We start from the raw sequence: 22,156 nt of genomic DNA, 5'->3' as shown, positions 1-22,156 counted from the left end.
AATAATTAGTTTGGCTAAAGCCCATTAAGAATAAACATTTGATGATCCTCCAGTTAAAACTGGAGGCAATTGAAAAAGAAAATAACCATATATTAAAGAGGGCAGAATTAAGGAAAATTCGTGAATTGCTTCGCCAGTTCGCTATCGCTCGGGTCGTGGCGAAAAAAAAATCTTTTTAATCCTTTTAATCTGTGGCAAAAAATAGACAAAAAATGAAAAAATCAATTATTGCATTATTAACGATTTTAGCGAGCTTTCAAATAAATGCCAAAATCAAACTGCCAGCATTGTTCACCGACAATATGATATTGCAACAAAAATCAAACGCACCAATTTGGGGGTGGGCAGAAAAAAACGCCAATGTCGTAATCAAAACTTCGTGGGATGCTAAAACCTACAAGACAAAAGCCGATGCTTCAGGAAAATGGAAAACGGAATTAAAGACTTCCACTTTCGGGGGACCTTACACCATTGAAGTTTCAGAAGGAAACGAAAAAACAACCATCAAAAATGTTTTGTTGGGAGAAGTTTGGCTTTGTTCCGGACAGTCTAATATGGAAATGCCTTTGAAAGGATTTCAGGGACAGCCGGTTAAAAACGGAAACGAAATCATTGTAAGGTCAACCAACAAAAACATTCGTTTAATTACGATTCCAAGAGCGACGGTTTTAGAACCTTTGCAAGATTTTGGAGGGAAATGGGAAGAAGCTTCTCCAAAATCGACTTCTAATTTTAGTGCAACGGCTTGGTATTTTGGATCGCTTTTGCAGGAAGTTTTAAACGTTCCGGTTGGATTAATTCATGTTTCATACGGAGGTTCCAGTATGGAAGCGTGGATGAATCAGGAAATGCTGAAAGATTTTGCTAGTGCTAAAATTCCGACCACAAAAGAAGAATTAGCAAAAGATCCAAATCGTGTTCCGACGACTTTGTTTAATGGAATGCTTTCGCCTGTAATTGGTTACGGAATCAAAGGCTGTATCTGGTATCAGGGAGAATCAAATTACGAAAGAGCTTCTGAATATACCGCCTTAATGAAGAAAATGATCAGCAGTTGGAGAGCGTTATGGAAACAGGGCGATTTTCCGTTTTACTATGCGCAGATTGCACCGTTCAACTATGCTTCTTTTCATCCAAAAGATTATCAGGAAAAATACAATTCGGCTTATTTGAGAGAGGCTCAGTTTAAGGCTTCAAAGGAAATTCCGAATTCTGCAATGGCGGTTTTAATGGATGTTGGAGAAGAAAACAGTATTCACCCAATGGATAAAGAAAAAGGCGGAAATCGTCTGGCTTTTCAGGCTTTGGCAAGAACGTACGGAATCGAAGGTTTTGAATTCGAAAGTCCGAAATACAAATCGATGGAAATAAAAGATGGCGCTGTAACTGTTTCATTTGATGACGTAGCAACCGGAATTACATCTTATGATAAAGAAGTCACAGGTTTCGAAATCGCAGGAGAAGACAAAGTTTTCTATCCGGCAAAAACAGTCGTAAGAAGAAAATCAGTAGTTCTGACTTCAGATAAAGTAAAGAAACCCGTCGCAATACGTTATTTATGGAAGGATTTCGCTAAAGCGGAATTGTTCAGCGCGGGAGGTTTGCCTGTTTCTTCGTTTAGAACAGATGAGTGGTAATACGCACGCGCTCCTGCAAGGTTTTCAAAACCTTGTAGGTGTGATTGAATTATGAGTTTAACGCCTAGTTTGTCATTTCGACTGAAAGGAGAAATCACACTCGTAAATCGATAAATATAGGAACTTAACTTGATGATTTTAGGAAGCTTAATTATAACTCTCGCAGATTTGGCAGATTTTGGAGATAAAAATAAATCTGCTCAATCTGCAAAATCTGCGAGAGAAAAATAAAAAATAAATACCTACAAGGTTTTGGAAACCTTGCAGGAGAGAAAACGATGAGAAATAATATACTAATAATACTTTTCTTCACAACGCTTTGTCTTAAAGCACAAATCCCTACGCTTGAAAATTACAATCAGGTTTGGACAACGCAGAGTCAGAATTCATCCGAATCGATGCCTTTGGGTGGCGGTGATATTGGTATGAATGTCTGGGTAGAAAAAGGCGATTTGTATTTCTATTTTTCGAGAAGTGGGACTTTTGATGAACATAACACTTTATTGAAATTAGGTCGTGTAAAAGTGACTTTAACGCCGAATCCGTTTGAAGGGAAAGACGGTTTTCATCAGGAATTAAAACTCAAAGGCGGTTATGTTTTGGTTGGTCAGAATGATACTAAAATTAAACTTTGGGTAGATGTTTTTAAACCGATTATTCATGTTGATTTAGAAAGTAAAAATGCGTTGCAAATGACGGCTTCGTACGAAAGCTGGCGTTATCAGAACCGTTATCCGAAAGGAAAAGAAAACAATGCGAATTCTTATAAATGGGCACCTCAGGGAGAACTTATTATGTTTAAAGATTCTATTTCGTTTGAAAATAACGGAATCAAATTTTACCACAGAAACAGAGAAAATACCGTTTTTGACGTTGCGGTAAAACAACAGAAAATGGAATCGGTTAAAGATCAAATGATGAACCCGATTGCGAACCTAACTTTCGGCGGATTCATGACAGGAAATAATCTAAAACCAAACGGAACGTATTTAGGAAAATACCAATCAACCGATTTCAAAGGTTTTAATTTGTCAAGCATAAAACCTTCCAAAAAGCATTCATTAGAAATTTATTTAAATACCAATCAATCTGATTTTTTGACTTGGAATAATGGGCTAAAAAGTTTGATTTCGGCTAATAAAAACACTTCGAAACTGGCAGAAAAAAACACTCAAAAATGGTGGAATAATTTCTGGAACCGCAGTTTTATTTTCACCCAAAAAAATCAATCGATTGAGAAAGATTCGGTATATCAAATCGGACAGAATTATCAGTTGTTTCGATATATGTTGGGATGCAATGCTTATGGAAAATATCCAACGAAATTCAACGGCGGACTTTTTACGGTTGATCCTGTTTACACCAATAAAGACCTAGATTTTACACCAGATTTCAGAAACTGGGGCGGAGGAACTATGACGGCTCAAAATCAGCGATTGGTTTATTTTCCGATGGTAAAAAACGGTGATTTTGATATGATGAAATCGCAATTGAGTTTTTATTTGGATTTGCAAAAAAATGCTGAATTACGAAGTAAAGTTTATTGGAATCACAACGGAGTATCATTCACAGAACAGTTAGAAAATTTCGGTTTGCCAAATCCAGCCGAATACGAATGGAAACGCCCTGCAGATTACGATCCGGGAATGGAATACAATGCGTGGCTGGAATATGAATGGGATACCGTTTTAGAATTCTGCCAAATGATGCTTCAGCAAAAAGAATATGCAGGAGAAGATATTCAGAAATACAATAAATTCATTATCAGCTGTCTTCGTTTTTTTGATGAACATTATCAATATTTAGCCAAACAAAGAGGCAGGAAAGCGTTGGACGGAAACGGAAAATTAGTTTTATATCCGGGTTCAGGAGCAGAAACGTATAAAATGGCGAATAATTCAAATAGTACGATTTCGGCTTTACAAGTTATTACAGCACAGCTTTTAAACCTTTCTTCAGAACAATTATCTAAAGAAGATCTGGAATATGTAAAGGGATTTCAAAATCGAATTCCGCCTTTAAATTTTGGGCAGATCGAAAATCATAAAGTTTTGATTCCTGCCAAATCTTGGGAAAGAGTCAATAATTCTGAAGTTCCACAATTATATTCTGTTTATCCGTGGGGAATTTACGGCATAGGAAAACCTGATCTAGAAACGGCTTTGAATACTTGGAAATATGATGCAGATGCTTTAAAATTCAGAAGCCATGTAGGCTGGAAACAAGACAATATTTTCTCGGCTTGTTTGGGATTAACAGATGAAGCCGCAAAATACAATACTATGAAAATGGCGAATTCAGAAAGACGTTTTCCTGCTTTCTGGGGTCCGGGATTTGACTGGGTTCCCGATCATAATTGGGGCGGATCTGGAATGATTGGCATGCAGGAAATGCTTCTGCAAGAAACTGATGGTAAGATTTATCTTTTTCCAGCGTGGCCAAAAGATTGGAACGTTCATTTTAAATTACATGCCAAACAAAATACTACGATTGAAGCCGAACTCTTAAACGGAGAATTAAAGGTTTTAAAAGTAATTCCTGAAGAAAGAAAAAAAGACATTATAAATCTGCTTGGGAAATCTGAAGCGGAGAAAATGAAATTAAACTAACTATTACTAACAGAAATGATTAAGAAATTAATAAGTGGTGCTGTTTTGTCCTTACTTTTGACTACAAACGGACAAGCACAATCAGTTCAAAATACTGATAAACAAATTATAAAAGTCGATTTTGACTTTTTTCAAAGAAGATTAGAAGAAGTTCACGATCCGAGTTATGAAGCTTGGGTTATCAATGAAAATAAAGAAGACCAGAAAACGTTTAACGGAGTAAGTTTTAAACTAAAAGGAAACTTCACTTCAAAATGGTATAAAGTGGGGATGAACGCTCCTTTTTACAATAAATTGGGAAGCGACGGATTGGTAACGGCTGAAAATTTAGAATTAAAAATCAGCGGTTTAAAAGAAGGAAAGCACACACTTTTGACATTTCATAATGCTTTTGATGTTATTACAGGAAAGACTTATTCACCCATAAAAATTTATGTTGACGGAAAACTTCAGGAAACCGTAAATGCCAGTCAGAGAGCCAATGCTAAGATTGATGCTACTATGGCATATTTGACTTTTAACGCTTCAAAAGGAAAAGATGTGATTGTTCGTTTTGAAATTGATCCTACTTCAAATCCTGATATTGTAAAACAAATTGTAATTAATGGTTTTGAATTGGATACGCCAAACTTAATGAATCAGGCGCGCACTCCGGAACCAAAAAACAGAGATGAACATGTTGAAGTAACCAAAAGTTTACTTTTAAAATGGGACGCTCCAAAAAATGTAGTGGCTCATAAAGTTTATTTTGGAACTGATAAAAATGCGGTAGAAACAGCTACCGAATCTTCAAAAGAATTTAAAGGAAAACAAACCGATAAAAGCTTTACCGTTTCTGACTTATACAGCGGTTCAACGTATTATTGGAGAGTGGATGAAATTGATAATAACGGTTCTATAACTTTAGGAAATGTGTGGTCATTTAAACCCGCGCAATTGGCTTTCCCAGGAGCTGAAGGTTACGGAAGATATGCCGTTGGAGGACGTGGCGGAAAAGTAGTAGAAGTAACAAATTTGAATGATGACGGACCGGGAAGTTTACGTGATGCGATCAATCAGGAAATTGGCCCTAGAACGATTGTTTTTAATGTTTCAGGAAATATCAAATTGGCTTCGAGATTGGTTGCCAATCAGCCTTATATTACTATTGCGGGACAAACTGCACCGGGAGAAGGAATTACAATCAGTAGAGCGCCGATTGGTTTAACTGGGAATGATGGTGTAATTCGTTTTCTAACAGTTCGTATCGGTGGCGGAACTACTTTTGACGGAATGGGATTAACGGGGGCAGATTATAGTATTATTGACCATTGTTCGATAAGCTGGACAATCGATGAATCGTTTAGTTCACGTGGCGCGCATCATATTACGTTACAAAGAACTTTAATTTCAGAAGCTTTAAACGTAGCTGGACACGATAAATATCCTGCTGGAAAAATGCACGGTTTTGCAGCAACAATTGGCGGAGATATTGGAAGTTTTCATCATAATTTACTGGCGCACAATCAAGGTCGTAACTGGAGTATTGGAGGAGGTTTGAACGGAGACGGTTATTACACAGGAAGACTGGATATCACAAACAATGTGGTTTACAACTGGGGTACTAGAACAACTGACGGTGGTGCGAATGAAGTAAATTTTGTAAACAATTATTATAAACCAGGTGCTTCAACTAAAATATTTGTCGCTTTAAATGCACAGCACGAAGGTGTTGGAAAAGGAATGCAACGTTACTATTTTGACGGAAACATAATGCCGGGTTATTTTGATGAGAAATCTCAGGACAAAGGAAGAAAGTCTACAATAAGTAATAATGAGAAAGTAGAATATGAAACTTTCGTTGATAAACCATTTTTCCCTTCTTATATAAATACGCAATCAGCTAAAGGAGCGTATAAAAATGTACTTTCGGATGTAGGGGCAAATCAGCCGTTTTTTGACAAACACGATAACCGAATTATCGATGAAACTTTAAAAGGAACTTTCACTTACAAAGGAAGCAAAAGCGGTTTAGGTGGTATGATCGACAACGAACAAGATGCAGGAGGATGGCCAAACTTCGCATCAGAAACTCGCCCAGCTGATTGGGATACGGATCATGATGGTTTGCCAAACTGGTGGGAAAAAGCTTTTAGTTTGAATGAAAACTCCCCTTCAGGAGATTTCTCTGATGCCAATTCAGATATGGATAAAGATGGATTTACGCAGTTGGATAATTATTTAGACTGGTTGGCTCAGCCTCATTATTTTATCAATTTAAAAGATAAAAAGACTTTAAACGTGGCAGATTATTTCAAAGGTTTTGAGATTAAACCAGTTTACACTTTCTCTGAAGTAAAAAATGGAAAAGCCAATTTAAAAGGAAAAGAAATTCAGTTCACGGCTCTTGATAAAGGTTTTGCTTCTTTCGTAGTAACGGTAAAAGATGCGGATGGAGATTCTATGAGCAGAACTATTAATTTCTTTGTTAAGTAAAAGATTTCACGCAGATTTTGGCTGATTTAGGCAGATCTGCGCAGATTTATTTAAAAGAAAAAAATCTGTAGAATCTGTTAAATCTGCGGGAAAAAATTTTTAGCTCTTGCAGATTTAACAGATTAAGGAGATTTTAGGCAAGAAATAAAAATCAAAAAATAATCTGCTAAAATCTGCTGAATCTGCGTGAAAAAAATATTCTCTCGCAGATTTAGCAGATCAAGCAGATAAAATTAATTCAAAATGAAAAAGAACATCATCATATCGTCATTATTTCTTTCAACTGTAATCTTTGCTCAGAATAAAGGTTTGGTTGCGAATTCAGAAAGTCCGTATTCCAAACTGCAAAGTGTGGGCCTTCAAGATGTAAAATGGACAAACGGATTCTGGAAAGAACAATTTGATGTAGAAACCAAAAATACCTTGCCGTACATGTGGGATTTGTATCATAACGATGAAGTTTCACATGCTTACAAAAACTTCGAAATTGCAGCAGGATTAAGCAAAGGAGCTTTTAAAGGGCCTTCGTTTCATGATGGTGATTTTTACAAGATTTTTGAAGGAATGGCTGCCACTTATGCTGTAACAAAAGATAAAAAACTCGATGCCGAAATGGATGAAGCCATTGCGCTTTTTGCCAAAGTACAGCGTAAAGACGGTTATTTGCATACGCCAGTTTTAATCGATGAACGCTGGGGAACTTTAGGGCCGGAAGAAGTAAAAAAACAATTGGGTTTCGAAAAATACAATATGGGGCATTTGATGACTGCAGCCTGTATTCATTATCGCGCCACCGGGAAAGATAATTTTCTGAATATTGCTAAAGGCGTTGCCGATTTTTTATATGATTTCTATAAAAAAGCCTCTCCTGAATTAGCCCGAAACGCCATTTGTCCGTCGCATTATATGGGGATTGTCGAAATGTACCGCACGACCAAAAATCCAAAATACCTGGAATTGGCGAATAATCTAATCGATATCAGAGGAACTACCGATGACGGAACCGACGATAATCAGGACAGGATTCCGTTCAGGCAGCAGACAAATGCAATGGGTCACGCCGTTAGAGCGAATTACCTATACGCAGGTGTAGCCGACTTGTATGCAGAAACGGGAGAGAAAAAATTACTGGATAATCTGGAATCGATTTGGGATGATGTAACTTACAGAAAAATGTATATCACTGGAGCCTGCGGTTCTTTGTATGATGGTGTTTCGCCAGACGGGACATCGTATAATCCAGCTGATGTTCAGAAAATTCATCAGGCCTATGGAAGACCTTTTCAATTACCAAATGCAACAGCTCATACAGAAACCTGTGCTAATATTGGAAATGTGTTGTGGAATTGGCGAATGCTTCAGATTACAGGAGATGCCAAATATGCTGATATTGTAGAATTGGCATTGTATAACAGCGTGTTATCCGGAATTAGTCTGGAAGGAAAAGAGTTCTTTTATAATAATCCGTTGAATGTCTCTAAAGATTTACCTTTTAAACAAAGATGGAGTAAGGAACGCGAAGGTTATATCGCTTTGTCAAACTGCTGTGCACCCAACGTAACTAGAACGATTGCTGAGGTAAGTAATTACGCTTATAGTTTTTCGAAAGAAGGATTGTATGTGAATTTATATGGAAGCAATAATTTGAATTCAAAAACTCTTTCGGGAGAAAAAATTGAAATCGAACAGCAGACCAATTATCCTTGGGATGGAAAAATAACACTGAAAATTATAAAAGCTCCAAAAGAAGAATATGCTTTTCTTTTAAGAATTCCGGGCTGGAGCCAAGGGGCAACGATCTCAGTTAATGGTAAAAATATAAATGAGACTGTAGCATCAGGTTCGTATCAAAAAATAGCACAAAAATGGAAAAAAGGAGATGTTATCGAATTGAATATCCCAATGCCGGTTGAACTGATGCAGGCTAATCCATTGGTAGAAGAAGTGAAAAATCAGGTTGCTGTAAAAAGAGGTCCGATTGTTTACTGCTTAGAATCTGATCAGCTTCCGGCGAATACAAGTATCAATGAAGTTGTTTTGGATATCAATTCTAAATTCACTACCGATTTTATAAAAATTCACGATAGACAATTATTGAGTATAATTGCCAGTTCGTCAATTAATAATGATGTTTCCTGGGATAAAAAACTCTACAAACCACTTTCTGCAAAAGACAGCAAAGAATATACTGTGAAATTAATTCCTTATTTTGCGTGGGGAAATCATGGCAAAGGCGAAATGTCTGTCTGGCTGTCACATTAAAGAAATAAAAATGAGAAATAAGCAAATATTTCTATTAGTATTGTTTGCATTTGTTCGGATGCAGGCACAAGAATATATTCCGCTTTGGGAGAAAAATAAAATGCCCAATTCTAAAGGATTGGTTATAAAGGACAGTATCAGTAATGAGCGTGTAATGCAAGTGGGAACACCCGGTATTCACGCTTTTTTCACTTCAATTCAGGAGAATAAAGGTGCGGCTGTTTTGATTATTCCCGGAGGAGGCTATCATCATTTGTCTTATAATATTAGTGGTTTCCAATTAGCAAAATGGTTTAATACAATCGGAATTAATGCTTTTGTACTGACACACCGATTGCCGATTTCTGCCGACATCAAAGAAAGAGAGAAAGCTCCTTTACAGGATGCCGAAAGAGCAATGAGAATCATCCGTAAAAACGCTGTCAACTGGAAAATTGATACAAATAAAATTGGAGTAATGGGCTGTTCTGCCGGAGGACATCTGGCTGCAAGTCTCGGAACAATCAAAGACGATTTTGCAAAAGTTGGGGATGAACTGGACAGTTATACTTTTCAACCTAACTTTATGATACTGATTTCTCCGGTAATTGATATGGGAAAAGATGGTCATAAAGGAAGTACAGAAAATCTGTTGGGGACAAAACCATCTGCAGAATTAGTGAAAAAATATTCCTTGCAATTTCAAGTGAGCGATTATACACCACCGACTTTTATGGCGCATGCTTTTAACGATAAAGTGGTATCACCAAAAAACAGTCTTATGTTTTATGATTCTTTGTTATCTAATCACATTCCTTCCAGTTTGCATATTTTCAATCAGGGAGGGCATGCCATTGCATTAAGAAATAATCCGGGTTCTACGAATTTATGGACTGATATTTGTGAGCAATGGCTGGAGGAAATAAATATCCTGAAAAACTAATATTTATTTTTATTTATTATCATTTAAGTAACTTAAACTATTTTGAATTGAGTGTTAATAAATGTATTTAATGATTTCAAAATAAAAGTTATGAATATAACAAATATGTTTATTTAACAAATTAAACCTTAAATATTTAATTATTTTTTTAAGAAATGTTTTATATTTTTGCCTTTTCAGGCATAAATATTACATTATGGGTATCTTAAAATTAAATTTTTTAAAGGTTTTCCTTTTGGGTTCTACTCTTTCCTTGAGTTTGATTTATAACTATAATTGTGATTTTTGGATTCGTAAGGAGTATGAATATTATCAATTATTTACTGTTCTTTTATTTGCTATAGTTTTTTTTGTGCTCTCAAGAGAACCTTTAAAATTTGGTAAAGTTGATATAGCTGTTATTTCTATTTTAATATTTTTGTTATTATCACGTGCCTCGAGGCTTATTTCTTTTAATGAAATACATGTCCTGAATACAGCTTCGCTGATCTTTTATTACATTTCAGTAAAAACAATTCATTTCAAAAAAGAAGATTTTATAACCTATTATAATTTTATTATTGGCATAGGTTTTTTTTTGTCAGTATATAGTTTGTTTGAACTTTCAGGATATATTCCTTCGCCTGATTACTTCTGGAATATGTTGGGGAATTTTCCCAATCCGGCACCTTTAGGCGGTTTTATAGCAGTTGTTTTGTTGTTGGTATTCAATGAATTGCTTCAAAAAGAAATTCTAAAAAAACATTTAAAACTAATAGTCTATATTTTAATTGCAATAATTTTATTGGTTGTCCTTATTAAAAGTGCATCACGCGCAGCAATACTATCTTTAATAGTTTCTGTGCTTATTTTGCTGCTGCTTAAAGGAGTTATAAAGTGGAAAAATTTAAGATACATTATTTTTATTGGATTGCCAATCTTATGTTTCGTCTTTTTTTATAAGGGAACTGATTCTTTTTATGGAAGATTGCTGATATGGAAAATTTCATTTATATCATTTTTTGAAAATCCATATGCGGGCATTAGATATGGTTTTTTTGGTGTTGATTACCTTAATTTTCAAGCCAATTATTTTATGAATGGAGGAACCAATCAGGAGATTTTATTGGCAGGTGCTACTGAACAAACTTTTAATGAGTTTTTGAAATTTGTAATTGAAAATGGAATCTTAGGAATACTACTCGTTGTGGGATGTTGTTTTTGGATTTTAAAGCCTAATACTGACTTTTGCAATTATATAAAAAGAAATTCATCAATAGTATCGTTTTCATTATATTCTGTAATATTGGTTTTTGCACAATTTTCGTATCCTCTACAATTTTTACCATTTAAATTAATTTTGCTAAATCAAATTGGTTTGCAGAAGTATACACCTCTACTTCTAAATTTTACAATAAAGGTAAATTTTCAAAAAATATTATTTTGTTTGATGTGTTGTTTATTATTTTTTGCGAGCAATTATCAATACAAAGGCTTTAAGGCCTGGAAAGAAGCTAGTGAATTGCAATTTTCTGATCCCAACTTATCTAATACTCTTTATGTATTTGCTTCTAGACGTTTAGAATATGAAGCTGCATTTTTGTCTCATTATGCTAATGTTATACAAGAAAAAACACCTCAAGAAGCTTTAGTTTACTATGAAAAAGCAAAAGGACTTGCAAGTTTTTCAGGATTATATAGAAAAACAGCTCAGATAAATGAGAATCTTGGAAACTATAAAAGTGCAGAAGCAGATTATTTAAAAATTCATTTTATTTCCCCTCACTTGTTTCTACCATTAGAGCAGTTATTAGATTTTTATAACAGAAGAGGAGATAAAAAAAAATCTAATTACTATGCAAAGAAAATACTTGAAACGAGTATTAAAATTCCAAGTGCTGAAGTGATTAGAATCAAGCATAAAGCTAAGAATCAATTAGACTTTTACTAAACTATTATTAATCTTAAGACCAAAAAATTATGATGAGAAATTTAAATTTTTTAACAGTACTTTCTTTGTTACTGCTATTGATCTCCTGTGCGGTTGATAAAGTAGAAAGAGATGAAACTCAAATTACGAATCCCGAAAATGTCTGGATATATGATGGAGAGAGTGTCGTTCTAAAAAATGTCATAGCAGATTTAAAAAATGGTGAATACCGAGAATCATTAGAAAGAAGATTATCTAAAAATGAAGTAATATGGGAAGAAGCAAAATTTTTGTTAATAGATGGTAAGAAAAGGATTCTTGTTCCTTTTTTGAGTAAAGACAAAGAGAATGTAATAGGCGTACTTACACTTGTTAAAGATGATAAAGGAAAAACTACTTTTGAAATGACTTCTCGTACCCAGTTAAAAACAAAAAACAACAAACTTCCCTTTTGGAACAAAGGTACATGGGCTGGGTACTTTATGGCACTAGACAGAAATATTTTGAATATAAAAAATGGAAACCCAGGGCTGGCTCAAATTCAACTTAGTGAAGAAAAGACGGCAGAAATATTTGGTACAGCTACTGCTAAGTCACTTAAAACTTGTAGACAACAGTTCGCAGGTTATTCGGTGTCTTTCTATGCTGCTGAGGAGCAATGCGATGTGAATCTTGAATCAACAAATTGTTATTATTTTACTACAATAATTTATGTTCCTGTTTATGAAGAGGTGTGTTGGGAAGATGGTCAACCTGCACCACAACTTCCAGATCCTCCGGCATTACCAGATCCGGTTATTCCAACAGATCCGAATTATGTTCCAGGAGCAATTTCGTATAATAATATTAATAATTTTACACAAGCTTCTTTCTTAGCTTATGTTAAATCTGAAACATATTCAATAAGTTCACCAATAATCACCAATACTTATGGGGAAGGATGCATCACAAAAGTTAAAATTGTGAATAGTGTTTTTGCTTATGACATTGAAATTGAACAATTACTTAATAGAAATGCTTCAGTTCCATTTTACTATGTAAATGGAGTTACTTCTTACGTCTCAGATTTTTTATCATTTTGGGTAAATTCTAATAATGCAGAACACTGGATGAACTCTTATAATAATTATTTTGAAAATTCAATTTCGATAGTAGAATATGAAGGAGAATCTAGATATAAAGTAAGTGCGAATGGTATGGTACTGTTCAGTGTTCCTGCAAAATACAAAATTGAAATAAATTCACATACTGGAGAAATTCTATCTATTTCAAGAATCGAAGATTAAAGATGTTAAAAATTTTGTATAGCAATCCGTTGAGAGAAAACTTTGAAAGTTCTAATAATTTTAGTCAAAACAACAGCCTTAATATTGGTTCAATATATCATAAACAATATTAAAATCGAACAATTTAATTATACCAAGAGGTTAAAATATTAATCTTTTTAAAACTAAAAAATATGATGAGAAGTCTAAAATTTTTAACAGTACTTTCTTTGTTACTGCTATTGATCTCCTGTGCGGTTGATAAAGTAGAAAGAGATGAAACTCAAATTACGAATCCCGAATATGTCTGGATATATGATGGTGAGAGTACCATTCTAAAAAATGTCATAGCCGATTTAAAAAAAAGTGAACACCGGGAATCACTAGAAAGAAGACTGTCTAAAAATGAAGTAATGTGGCAGGAAGCAAAATTCTTGTTAATTGAAGGGAAGAAGAGAATTCTTGTGCCATTTTTGAGTACAGACAAAGAGAACGTAATAGGTGTATTGGCACTCGTTAAAGACGATAAAGGGGAAATTACTTTTGATATGACTTCTCGTACCCAATTAAAATCCAAAACGAACAAACTTCCTTTTTGGAATAAAGGTACGTGGATGGGATATTTTATGGCTCTGGATAGAAGTATTTTGGGTATAAAAAATGGAAATCCAGGTTTGGTTCAACGAAAAGCAAGTGAAGAAAAGTTATCTGAAATGTTTGGAACGGCTACTGCTAAATCACTCAAAACTTGTGCTCAAATGTTTCAAGGTTTTTATGTATCATTCTATGCTGCGGAGGAGGAATGCGATGAGAATCTTGAATCAACAAATTGTTATTACGTCACAACAGTAATTATACTTCCTGTATATGAAGAAGTATGTTGGGAAGAAGGTCAACCAGTACCAGAATTTCCAGTACCGCCTGTTGTACCGCCTGATGCTATAGCGGAAATAGGCTATCGCAACCGTTTTTTTTCACGATTTGAGTTCTTAAATTATGTTAATTCAGAAACATTTTCTATAGGTTCACCAGTAATCACTAATATAGATGGAGAAGAGTGTACAACAACCGTTAGAATTGTTACTCCTATTTATACTTTGGATCTTAAAGTAGAACTTCTAAAAAGACACACGCCATTTTATCACATATATGGAGTCACTTCCAATTATACAGATAATGATCCAATATGGCCAGCAGCAGGAACAACCATTACAGGATATAACAGTGTAGATCATTCAATGGTGGGACAAAATAGTTATTATGAAAATTCGATTCCAATATTAGAATATGAAGGAGAAAGTATGTATATAGGTAGTACAGCTGGTGGGTATGGAGCTATTGTCGTTCCTGTGAAATACAAAATGGAAATTAATTCTCTGACAGGAGAAATTTCATCAATTTCAAGAATCTAAGATTTAAAAATTGAAATATAAACAAACAGAAGTTTCAAAGCATAGGTTTATGCTTCTGTTTATATAATCCAAATTTTATGAAATACCTTATTACATTTATTTCTATTCTCTATTTCGGATTTAATTGTCATTCGCAAATCGATAGAAGTGCCATAACTAAAATAATTAAAGATCAACCAGAGTTAACATCAGTTATTAACCATTATAAAAAAGAAGGAAACCAGGATAAATTGAAGGCAGCCTTTTTTTTAATTGCTAATATTGATAAAAAAGGCACTACTTTGATTGATTTGGTAGATAAAGAAGGAACTTCTGTAAACTATAATATAGCTAATTTCAAAGATGAAACTGCTCAAAAGAAATGGTTGGATTCAGTTGCAAAAGTTAGAGGGAAATTACAGGAGAAAGAAGTTTTTGTACCCGATTCAAAAAAAATTACGGCTAAATTTTTAATAGACAATATAGATAGTGCTTTTGATGTGAAACAAAAAAGCCCTTTTTGCAGAGGTATATCTGATGCTGACTTCTACGAATATGTTTTGCCTTACAGAGTAGGTAGTGAAAAATTGGAATCATGGCGAGAGGCTGTTTTAAGCGATTTTTCTCAAGTACAAAAAGATTCTGTTTATAAGTTTACAACCGTTTTGGCTGCTACAAATTATATAAACAAAATTTATCAAAAACGTTTTCAATTTGGAGGTAGCAGATACTTCAGTCAAAAAAAAGTACGTTCCTATTCGGAACTATTGCGTGACAAAGAAGGTAAATGTGATGATATGTGTAATCTAGTAGTTTTTGCACTTCGTGCTTTTGGAATTCCTTGCGGCTTTGATGGTATTCCATATAAGAGAGCTTCGGATGACGTGGGACATGGTTGGTGTTTTGTATTAGATACAAAAAAACAAAAAAAGTATCCTTTCGATGCTTTATCTAATAATGGACCGGGATTTTTTAATTTACCATACAAAAATGCACCGAAAGTTTACAGGAAGCAATTTGCATTGACTTCCGAAAAGTTAACAATAAAAGACAATAATTTTATTTACGCTGATTTTTTTGAAAATAATAGTATTGATGTAACCTCAGAGTATTTTGAAACTGAAAATATAGAAATACCATTAGAAAAAAAGTATCAGGAGCCTATTTATTTATGTATTTGGAAGGACAATTGGTGGAGGCCGGTTAATTATTCATATGATCCAAATCAGTCAACAGCGATATTTGAAAATGTGGCTAAAGATAATTTATATTGCCTGAACAGGTATCGTTATTCGGCATTTCAGGAAGTAAATGAACCTTTTATTCTCAATAAATTAGGAGAAATAATATTTCTAAGTTCAATGCAATCTAAAAGAGTTATTAATTTAAATGATTATGTAAATAAAGAATTAAAGAACGCCAAAAACAATGTTAAAATTTTAGAATTTGGAACAAATAAGGAAGTCTGTCAGAAAATAATTCAAACGCCTTTAAAAAAAGATGAATGGACTGTTATTGCAGATGCAATTTTAACAACAAATACTTTATATCATTTTATAGATGAATCTAACAAAGTGAAAAAAAATTTCATATTAAAAAACGATGGTAGTGTTGATTGGTATTAAAGTAATAAATTCAATTTTTTAAAGTTTCTATTTGTTCAAAAATATTAGGTGTAAATCTTTATTTTTACAAACCTAAAAGTGTCTACATTATCAGGCTTTACAGAATTAATTACTGAATTGACTTGCTTTTGTGTTTCATTAATTGAAAGTGATGAATGGTAATATTTAGTTTTGTATAATTATATAAAATTAAAATGTTGATACTTTTTAAATTAAATTATAGATAAACTAATATTGAAAAGAAAGATGAAATGCATTATAACTTTATTACTGATTTTTAGTTCTACCTTATCATCAGCACAAACAACCGACAATCGATTTGAATTAACTGTTGCGCAGGATGGTTCGGGAGATTTTAAAACCATTCAGGAAGCAATAAATAAAGTAAGGGATCATGCCGAAAAACGAGTTGTTATTAAAATTAAACAAGGAGTTTATAATGAAAAGGTTGTGATTCCGGCTTTCAAAAGAAATATCACTTTAAAAGGTTCTGACAGGGAGAAAACGGTGATTTTATACAATGATTATTCCGGAAAACCATTCAGAGGAATTGATGTTACCGGAGATACAAAATTCAGTACTTATACATCTTATAGTTTATTGGTTCAGGGAAATGATTGCTCAGTAGAAAATCTGACTGTAGAAAATACCGCCGGAAGAGTAGGTCAGGCAGTGGCTTTACATACAGAAGGCGACAGGGTTTCAATTAAAAACTGTTCGATTTTAGGAAATCAGGATACTTTATATTTGGCAAAAGGCGGAACCAGAAATTATTTCGAAAATTGTTATATCAATGGTACAGTCGATTTTATTTTTGGTGCAGCAACAGCTTATTTTTCAAATTGTACTATCGAAAGTTTAAGCAATTCTTATGTTACGGCAGCATCAACAACCCAAGAGGATAAATACGGATTTGTATTTGTAGATTGCAAACTTACAGCAAAAGATAATACTGTTGATAAGGTTTTTCTGGGACGTCCATGGAGGCCTTTTGCAAAAACGGTATTTATTAATACAGAATTAGGTTCGCATATTGTTCCTGAAGGATGGAATCCGTGGAAAGGGGATAAAAATTTTCCGGATAAAGAAAAAACGGTTTATTACGCTGAATTAGGAAGCAAAGGCGAAGGAGCGAAAGATTTGTCTAAAAGAGTTTCCTGGTCACATCAATTGAAAAAATCAGATCTAAAAAAATACGATTTAGAAAAAGTATTAAACGGTTGGAATCCAAAAGAATAAAGAATTATGAAAAATTATAAAATAGCAGCAATTGCTTTTCTTGGGATACTTGTTCTAAGTGCTTTTAGTTTTAAATCAAAAGTAACTACCATTTATTTGATTGGTGATTCAACCGTCGCAGATTATTCACTCGAAAAAGATTATGAAAGCAAGCGATTTCCTCAGGTTGGCTGGGGACAGGTCTTTCAGCCTTTTTTCCAGAAAGACAGTTTAAAATTGGTTAAAAATATACTGGGGACTGCCAAAGAAGTAAAAATAGAAGACAGGGCAAAAGGCGGCAGAAGCACCCGAACCTTTTTTCAGGAAGGACGTTGGGCAGCGGTTTATAAAACGCTACAAAAAGGAGATGTTGTAATGATGCAATTCGGGCACAACGACTCCTCTGAAGAAAAAACAGAACGTTATGTAAATATTGAAGGATATAAAGAATTCCTGCGCCTTTTTATAAATCAGACCAGAGAAAAAGGGGCGATTCCGATCGTGCTTACCCCAGTTGCGCGTAATTATCCATGGAAAGATGGAAAGTTGTCTAATGTTCACGGAGAATATCCACAGGCAGCTAAAGATGTTGCTAAAGAATTAAACGTTAAATTGATTGATCTTAATGAATTGTCTATGGAGTTTTTTAGTTCTAAAGGTAAAGATTATGTTACTCAAAATTATTTTATGAATTTTGAAGGAAATTTATATCCAGGATTCCCAACAGGACAGAAAGATAATACACATTTTCAAACTGCCGGAGGTAAGGAAGTGGCAAGATTAGTCTTCAAAGCCATGAAAAGATTATAAAATACCGGATAGTTCTTCGTAATCTGAAATAAAAAAGGTATTGTAATGTAAGAACAACGCCTTTTTTGTTAAAATTTGAAATTTCATTTTTAAAAAATTATTCAGTTTTTTCTTCTTTTTAAAAAAAAATTATTATTTTTTTCTTTTTTTTTCTTTTTTTTTCTTTTGTGTTTTGAAAACGTTTTCGTAAGGTTTTTAATTCAATTCATAGTGATTTACTATAACGATATAGTAGATCAAAAGATTTTTTTGTACTTTTATTTTTGTTTATTATTTAGCAATTAACATCTTTATTTAGAAGTATTTTGTCAATTTTGTAGGTTTTTGGCTGTTTTTACTTACTTTATTGAAGTTCAAACTTATTATATTCAAAAAAACATTGTCTTTTTTTGAGTTGCTGTATTTTGTTTTATTTTTTTTTGACAATATAATTTTTTTTATTGATTTTTTTTGAAGATAATTTTGAAGCAGGATGCCACAGGACAGTTGTCATATTCAATCGTTCTATTTTTGGAACTAAATAATAAATGTATTTTTAACGTTTAATTTTCGCTCACATGAAAAATCTGTTAAAATGTAGCTTTTCTTTAACAATTAAAAATGCTTTTAAACTAACTAACTATTAATCTAACTAAATCATTTATGAAACAAGCACTTTTAAAAAGATGTAGTTTTATTTTGTTTGCACTAATGAGTATGGTCACTCATGCCCAAACTTCAGGAGGTCAAATTAAGATCAAAGGTACCGTTACTGATAATTCAGGGCTTCTTTTGCCTGGGGTTAACGTAACCGAAAAATCATCCAAAAACACCGTTACTACAGATTACAGCGGTAAGTATGAAATTAGTGTTAAGCCAGGCGCAACATTGGTTTTTTCTTTTATTGGAATGAAAAAAACAGAAATCCCATTAAACGGGCGTACTAATCTGGATGTTAAATTACAAGAAGACTCAAATGTGTTGGATGATATTGTGGTTGTAGCATATGGTAAACAGAAAAAGAATAATGTTACAGGTGCTATTGTAACTATTAAACCAGATGATATAAGAGATTTGCCAGTCTCAAATTTAGCAGAAGCTTTAAGAGGGTTAACTCCAGGAGTAAATGTTAATAATGCAAATGGATCTAGCCGTCCAGGTGGGGCTGCGGATATTACTATCCGTCAATCTTTTGGATTTACAAATGCTACCTCATTATTTAAAGTTCCTTTGATCGTAATTGATGATATGGTGCAAATTGATCCTCAAAGCGGTTTGCCTACACAAGAGGCTTTTAATAGATTGGATCCTTCAGAAATTGAGAATATTACGATTTTGAAAGACGGTTCTGCTGCCATTTATGGTGCTCGTGCTTCTCAGGGAGCTATTATTGTGAAAACAAAAAGGGGAAAAGAGGGTAAAGCTAAACTTTCTTATTATGCTCAATTTGCTGTGAATGATGCGGTAAGTCATCAAAAAACAATGAATGCTTATGAGCATGGGGTTTGGAAAAACAGATTTTTAAGTTCTAATTTGGAGGCGAATCAATCCAAATATTTTTCTCAAGACGAATTAGAAGAAATGAAAGGTTTGGATTATGATTGGTTGAAGAAAGCATGGAAACCAGCTTTGCAACAAAGACACGTTCTTAATGTAAGCGGTGGTACTGATAAGGTTACTTATTTTGCTGGTGGAGCATTTTTTACTCAGGGAGCCAATTTAGGAAACCAAGATTATAAAAAATGGAATTTCCGTACAGGTACTACAATAAAAGTGACAAATAATTTAGAACTTTCAGCTTCGGTTTCCGGAACTTCAACCGATACTCAAAAATCATTTACGAAAGCATCTGCAAATCTAAACGATAGTAGTTTTGGTTCCCTTTCTTCAGGAGAACAGGCAGATTATATGTATTTGTTGCATATGCCAAAATACATTCCTTGGCAAACTACTGTAAATGGTAAAGAATATTGGATGTCCCCGTTTGCTCGTACAGATGCTAACTTAGGTAGCGCTAATAACAGAGGGACTATTGCAGGTTGGAATTATTTTGCAGCCCTGGATGCTGGTAAACAAACTGATGAAGACTTTTCTTATAATGTGAATTTGAATTTGACTTATAAAGTGCCTTTTATTAAAGGAATGTCTATTAAAGGAAGTTATGCCAGAACTCAATCAAGTGCTAATACTGAACAAGCACAATTGCCATTTGATTTGGCTAGAATAAGAAATTATGAGACAATTGGTAATCATTTGGCTTCTGCTGCCGATCCTACAATTTATGATCTTACTACTAATCCAAATGGTGATTATCTTATTGAAACGAATAGTGCTCAGTCCAGAGTGTACTATTATAGTGACGTAGACAAAATGATTCAGTCTAATATTTTTGTTAACTATAACAGAACTTTTGGTGATCATGCTATTGATGCGATGGTTGGTATGGAACGTTCTGAGTTAAATAATAAAAATTTACGTTTGGCTTATGAAGGTACCGGAAAAGATTATTTGGGAGATTATACTACAGCAGGACCAATAAGTAGTAATTCGACAGCTACAAAAGTAGAATCAGGTACTCTTTCTTATTTAGGACGCTTAAATTATAGTTATAAGGATAAGTATTTAGCTGAATTCATTTTCCGCTCAGATGCTTCAACTAAGTTTGCTCCAAAAAATTACTGGGGCTTTTTCCCAGGGGCCCAATTTGGTTGGGTTGTGTCTAAAGAAAAATGGTTTGCAGATAATGTTTCCTGGGTAAATAATTTAAAACTGCGTTATTCTATTGGTAAAACTGGAAAAGATGCTATTGGACCTTGGCTTTGGCAGCAATTGTATGAACCAATTGTCGATAAAGGAGCTCAATTTGGTTCTGGAGGAGGTCTTTTGGGAACAGGTATAACACCTCGTATTACACCAAATTCAGAGGTTAGATGGGATGCTAGCCTTAAGCAAAATTATGGAATCGATTTAGCAGTTTTAAATAATAGATTACAAATATCTGCTGATTATTATTATAATAAATCAACTGATATGTTGGTTAGTTTAGCAAGTATGGCAGGAACTCCAATTTCTGTAGGAGGAGGGTTAGCAGAACAAAATTATGCAGCTGTTAACGACTGGGGAACTGAGTTTTCTGTTAATTGGAATGATAAAATTAAAGACAAATTAAGTTATAATGTAGGAGTAAACTTTGGTTTTGGTAATAATGAAGTGCAAAAGTATCCGGAAGGGGCTTTACAACACCCGTCTTTCAACGCAATTCGTGAGGGTAATTCTTTGATTAATCCAGTTTGGGGATTTAGAACATGGAAAGAGACTTCGACAGGAGATGGTATTCTGCGTACTGATGAGGATATTGCTAATTATTGGCAGTACTTAACAGAACGTGCTGCTGCTGTTGGAGGTACACCAAGTTATTTTACAACTACAAATGTAGCAATGATGAGAAAAGGTATGTTAGCTTATGAAGATGTTGGAGGTGTTTTTAACGCTACTACAGGAGAACAGGCCCCTGCAGATGGGAAAATTGCCAGTAATGAAGATTATGTGAAATTGGTTAATAAAAATATAACCTATGGATTTACCACAAATCTTGGATTCAAATACGATAGTTTTTATTTTAAAACTCAAATTGCTACCACTTGGGGAGGATATAATACTATAGACTTAGTAAAACAAGGAATTGGTACTTCAAGTAGTGGTACGCATAATGACTGGTCACATGAGATTTTCTGGACAGATATGTATGATACTACCACCAATCCAAATGGAAAATATCCAAATATGTATCAAACAACGAATTTTAGTCCATCTGATTTCTGGCAATTAAATAATTTCAGATGTGTAGTTAGAAATTTATCTGTAGGTTTTGCTATTCCAAAGGAATCACTTAAATCTACAAAGATTGATGGCATTAATTTAGGTATTACTGGTCAGAATCTTTGGGATTTGTATAATCCTTATCCAAAAAAGTACCGTAATATGTATGATGATTCTACTGCAAAGTATCCAACACTTAGAACTTGGTCATTGAGTATGAATGTAACATTCTAAT

General features: G+C 33.9%; 12 protein-coding genes. All 12 read left to right on the top strand.

Going from position 1 to position 22,156, the window contains the following annotated elements; translation table 11 throughout:
* The first annotated feature begins 212 nt into the window (after positions 1–212).
* The gene (locus GWR14_RS05190) at positions 213–1,637 is read left to right on the top strand and encodes a sialate O-acetylesterase (RefSeq protein WP_163407991.1); all 1,425 of its coding nucleotides are present in this window, start codon (positions 213–215) and stop codon (positions 1,635–1,637) included.
* Positions 1,638–1,915: 278 nt separating this feature from the next.
* Positions 1,916–4,246 carry a DUF5703 domain-containing protein gene (locus GWR14_RS05185; protein WP_163407989.1) on the top strand — a complete coding sequence of 777 codons (2,331 nt, stop codon included), beginning with the start codon at positions 1,916–1,918 and terminating at the stop codon, positions 4,244–4,246.
* 15 nt (positions 4,247–4,261) lie between these two features.
* Positions 4,262–6,721: a pectate lyase family protein gene (locus GWR14_RS05180; RefSeq protein ID WP_163407988.1), complete on the top strand. Its 2,460-nt coding sequence runs from the start codon at positions 4,262–4,264 to the stop codon at positions 6,719–6,721.
* 243 nt (positions 6,722–6,964) lie between these two features.
* Positions 6,965–8,983 (top strand): aceric acid hydrolase, encoded by a 2,019-nt coding sequence (locus GWR14_RS05175; protein WP_163407986.1) that lies wholly within the window; start codon positions 6,965–6,967, stop codon positions 8,981–8,983.
* A 10-nt stretch (positions 8,984–8,993) separates the two neighbouring features.
* The gene (locus GWR14_RS05170; protein WP_163407984.1) at positions 8,994–9,905 is read left to right on the top strand and encodes an alpha/beta hydrolase; all 912 of its coding nucleotides are present in this window, start codon (positions 8,994–8,996) and stop codon (positions 9,903–9,905) included.
* 196 nt (positions 9,906–10,101) lie between these two features.
* Entirely contained in the window at positions 10,102–11,835 is a 1,734-nt protein-coding gene (locus tag GWR14_RS05165) for an O-antigen ligase family protein (RefSeq protein WP_163407983.1), read from the top strand.
* 65 nt (positions 11,836–11,900) lie between these two features.
* The gene (locus GWR14_RS05160; protein ID WP_163407981.1) at positions 11,901–13,100 is read left to right on the top strand and encodes a hypothetical protein; all 1,200 of its coding nucleotides are present in this window, start codon (positions 11,901–11,903) and stop codon (positions 13,098–13,100) included.
* A 221-nt stretch (positions 13,101–13,321) separates the two neighbouring features.
* Positions 13,322–14,491 carry a hypothetical protein gene (locus GWR14_RS05155; RefSeq protein WP_163407980.1) on the top strand — a complete coding sequence of 390 codons (1,170 nt, stop codon included), beginning with the start codon at positions 13,322–13,324 and terminating at the stop codon, positions 14,489–14,491.
* Between the two features lie 77 nt (positions 14,492–14,568).
* A complete protein-coding gene (locus GWR14_RS05150) occupies positions 14,569–16,095 on the top strand; it encodes a transglutaminase domain-containing protein (protein ID WP_163407979.1) in 1,527 nt (508 codons plus the stop codon).
* 246 nt (positions 16,096–16,341) lie between these two features.
* On the top strand, positions 16,342–17,334 hold the full coding sequence (locus tag GWR14_RS05145) for a pectinesterase family protein (RefSeq protein WP_163407977.1): 993 nt from the start codon (positions 16,342–16,344) through the stop codon (positions 17,332–17,334).
* A 6-nt stretch (positions 17,335–17,340) separates the two neighbouring features.
* On the top strand, positions 17,341–18,123 hold the full coding sequence (locus GWR14_RS05140; RefSeq protein WP_163407975.1) for a rhamnogalacturonan acetylesterase: 783 nt from the start codon (positions 17,341–17,343) through the stop codon (positions 18,121–18,123).
* A 642-nt stretch (positions 18,124–18,765) separates the two neighbouring features.
* Positions 18,766–22,155 (top strand): SusC/RagA family TonB-linked outer membrane protein, encoded by a 3,390-nt coding sequence (locus GWR14_RS05135; protein WP_163407974.1) that lies wholly within the window; start codon positions 18,766–18,768, stop codon positions 22,153–22,155.
* Position 22,156 lies beyond the last annotated feature (1 nt).

The sequence above is a fragment of the Flavobacterium ajazii genome, from assembly GCF_010614725.1.
Lineage (GTDB): Bacteria > Bacteroidota > Bacteroidia > Flavobacteriales > Flavobacteriaceae > Flavobacterium > Flavobacterium ajazii.
This window is presented reverse-complemented; position numbering and strand designations above follow the sequence as displayed.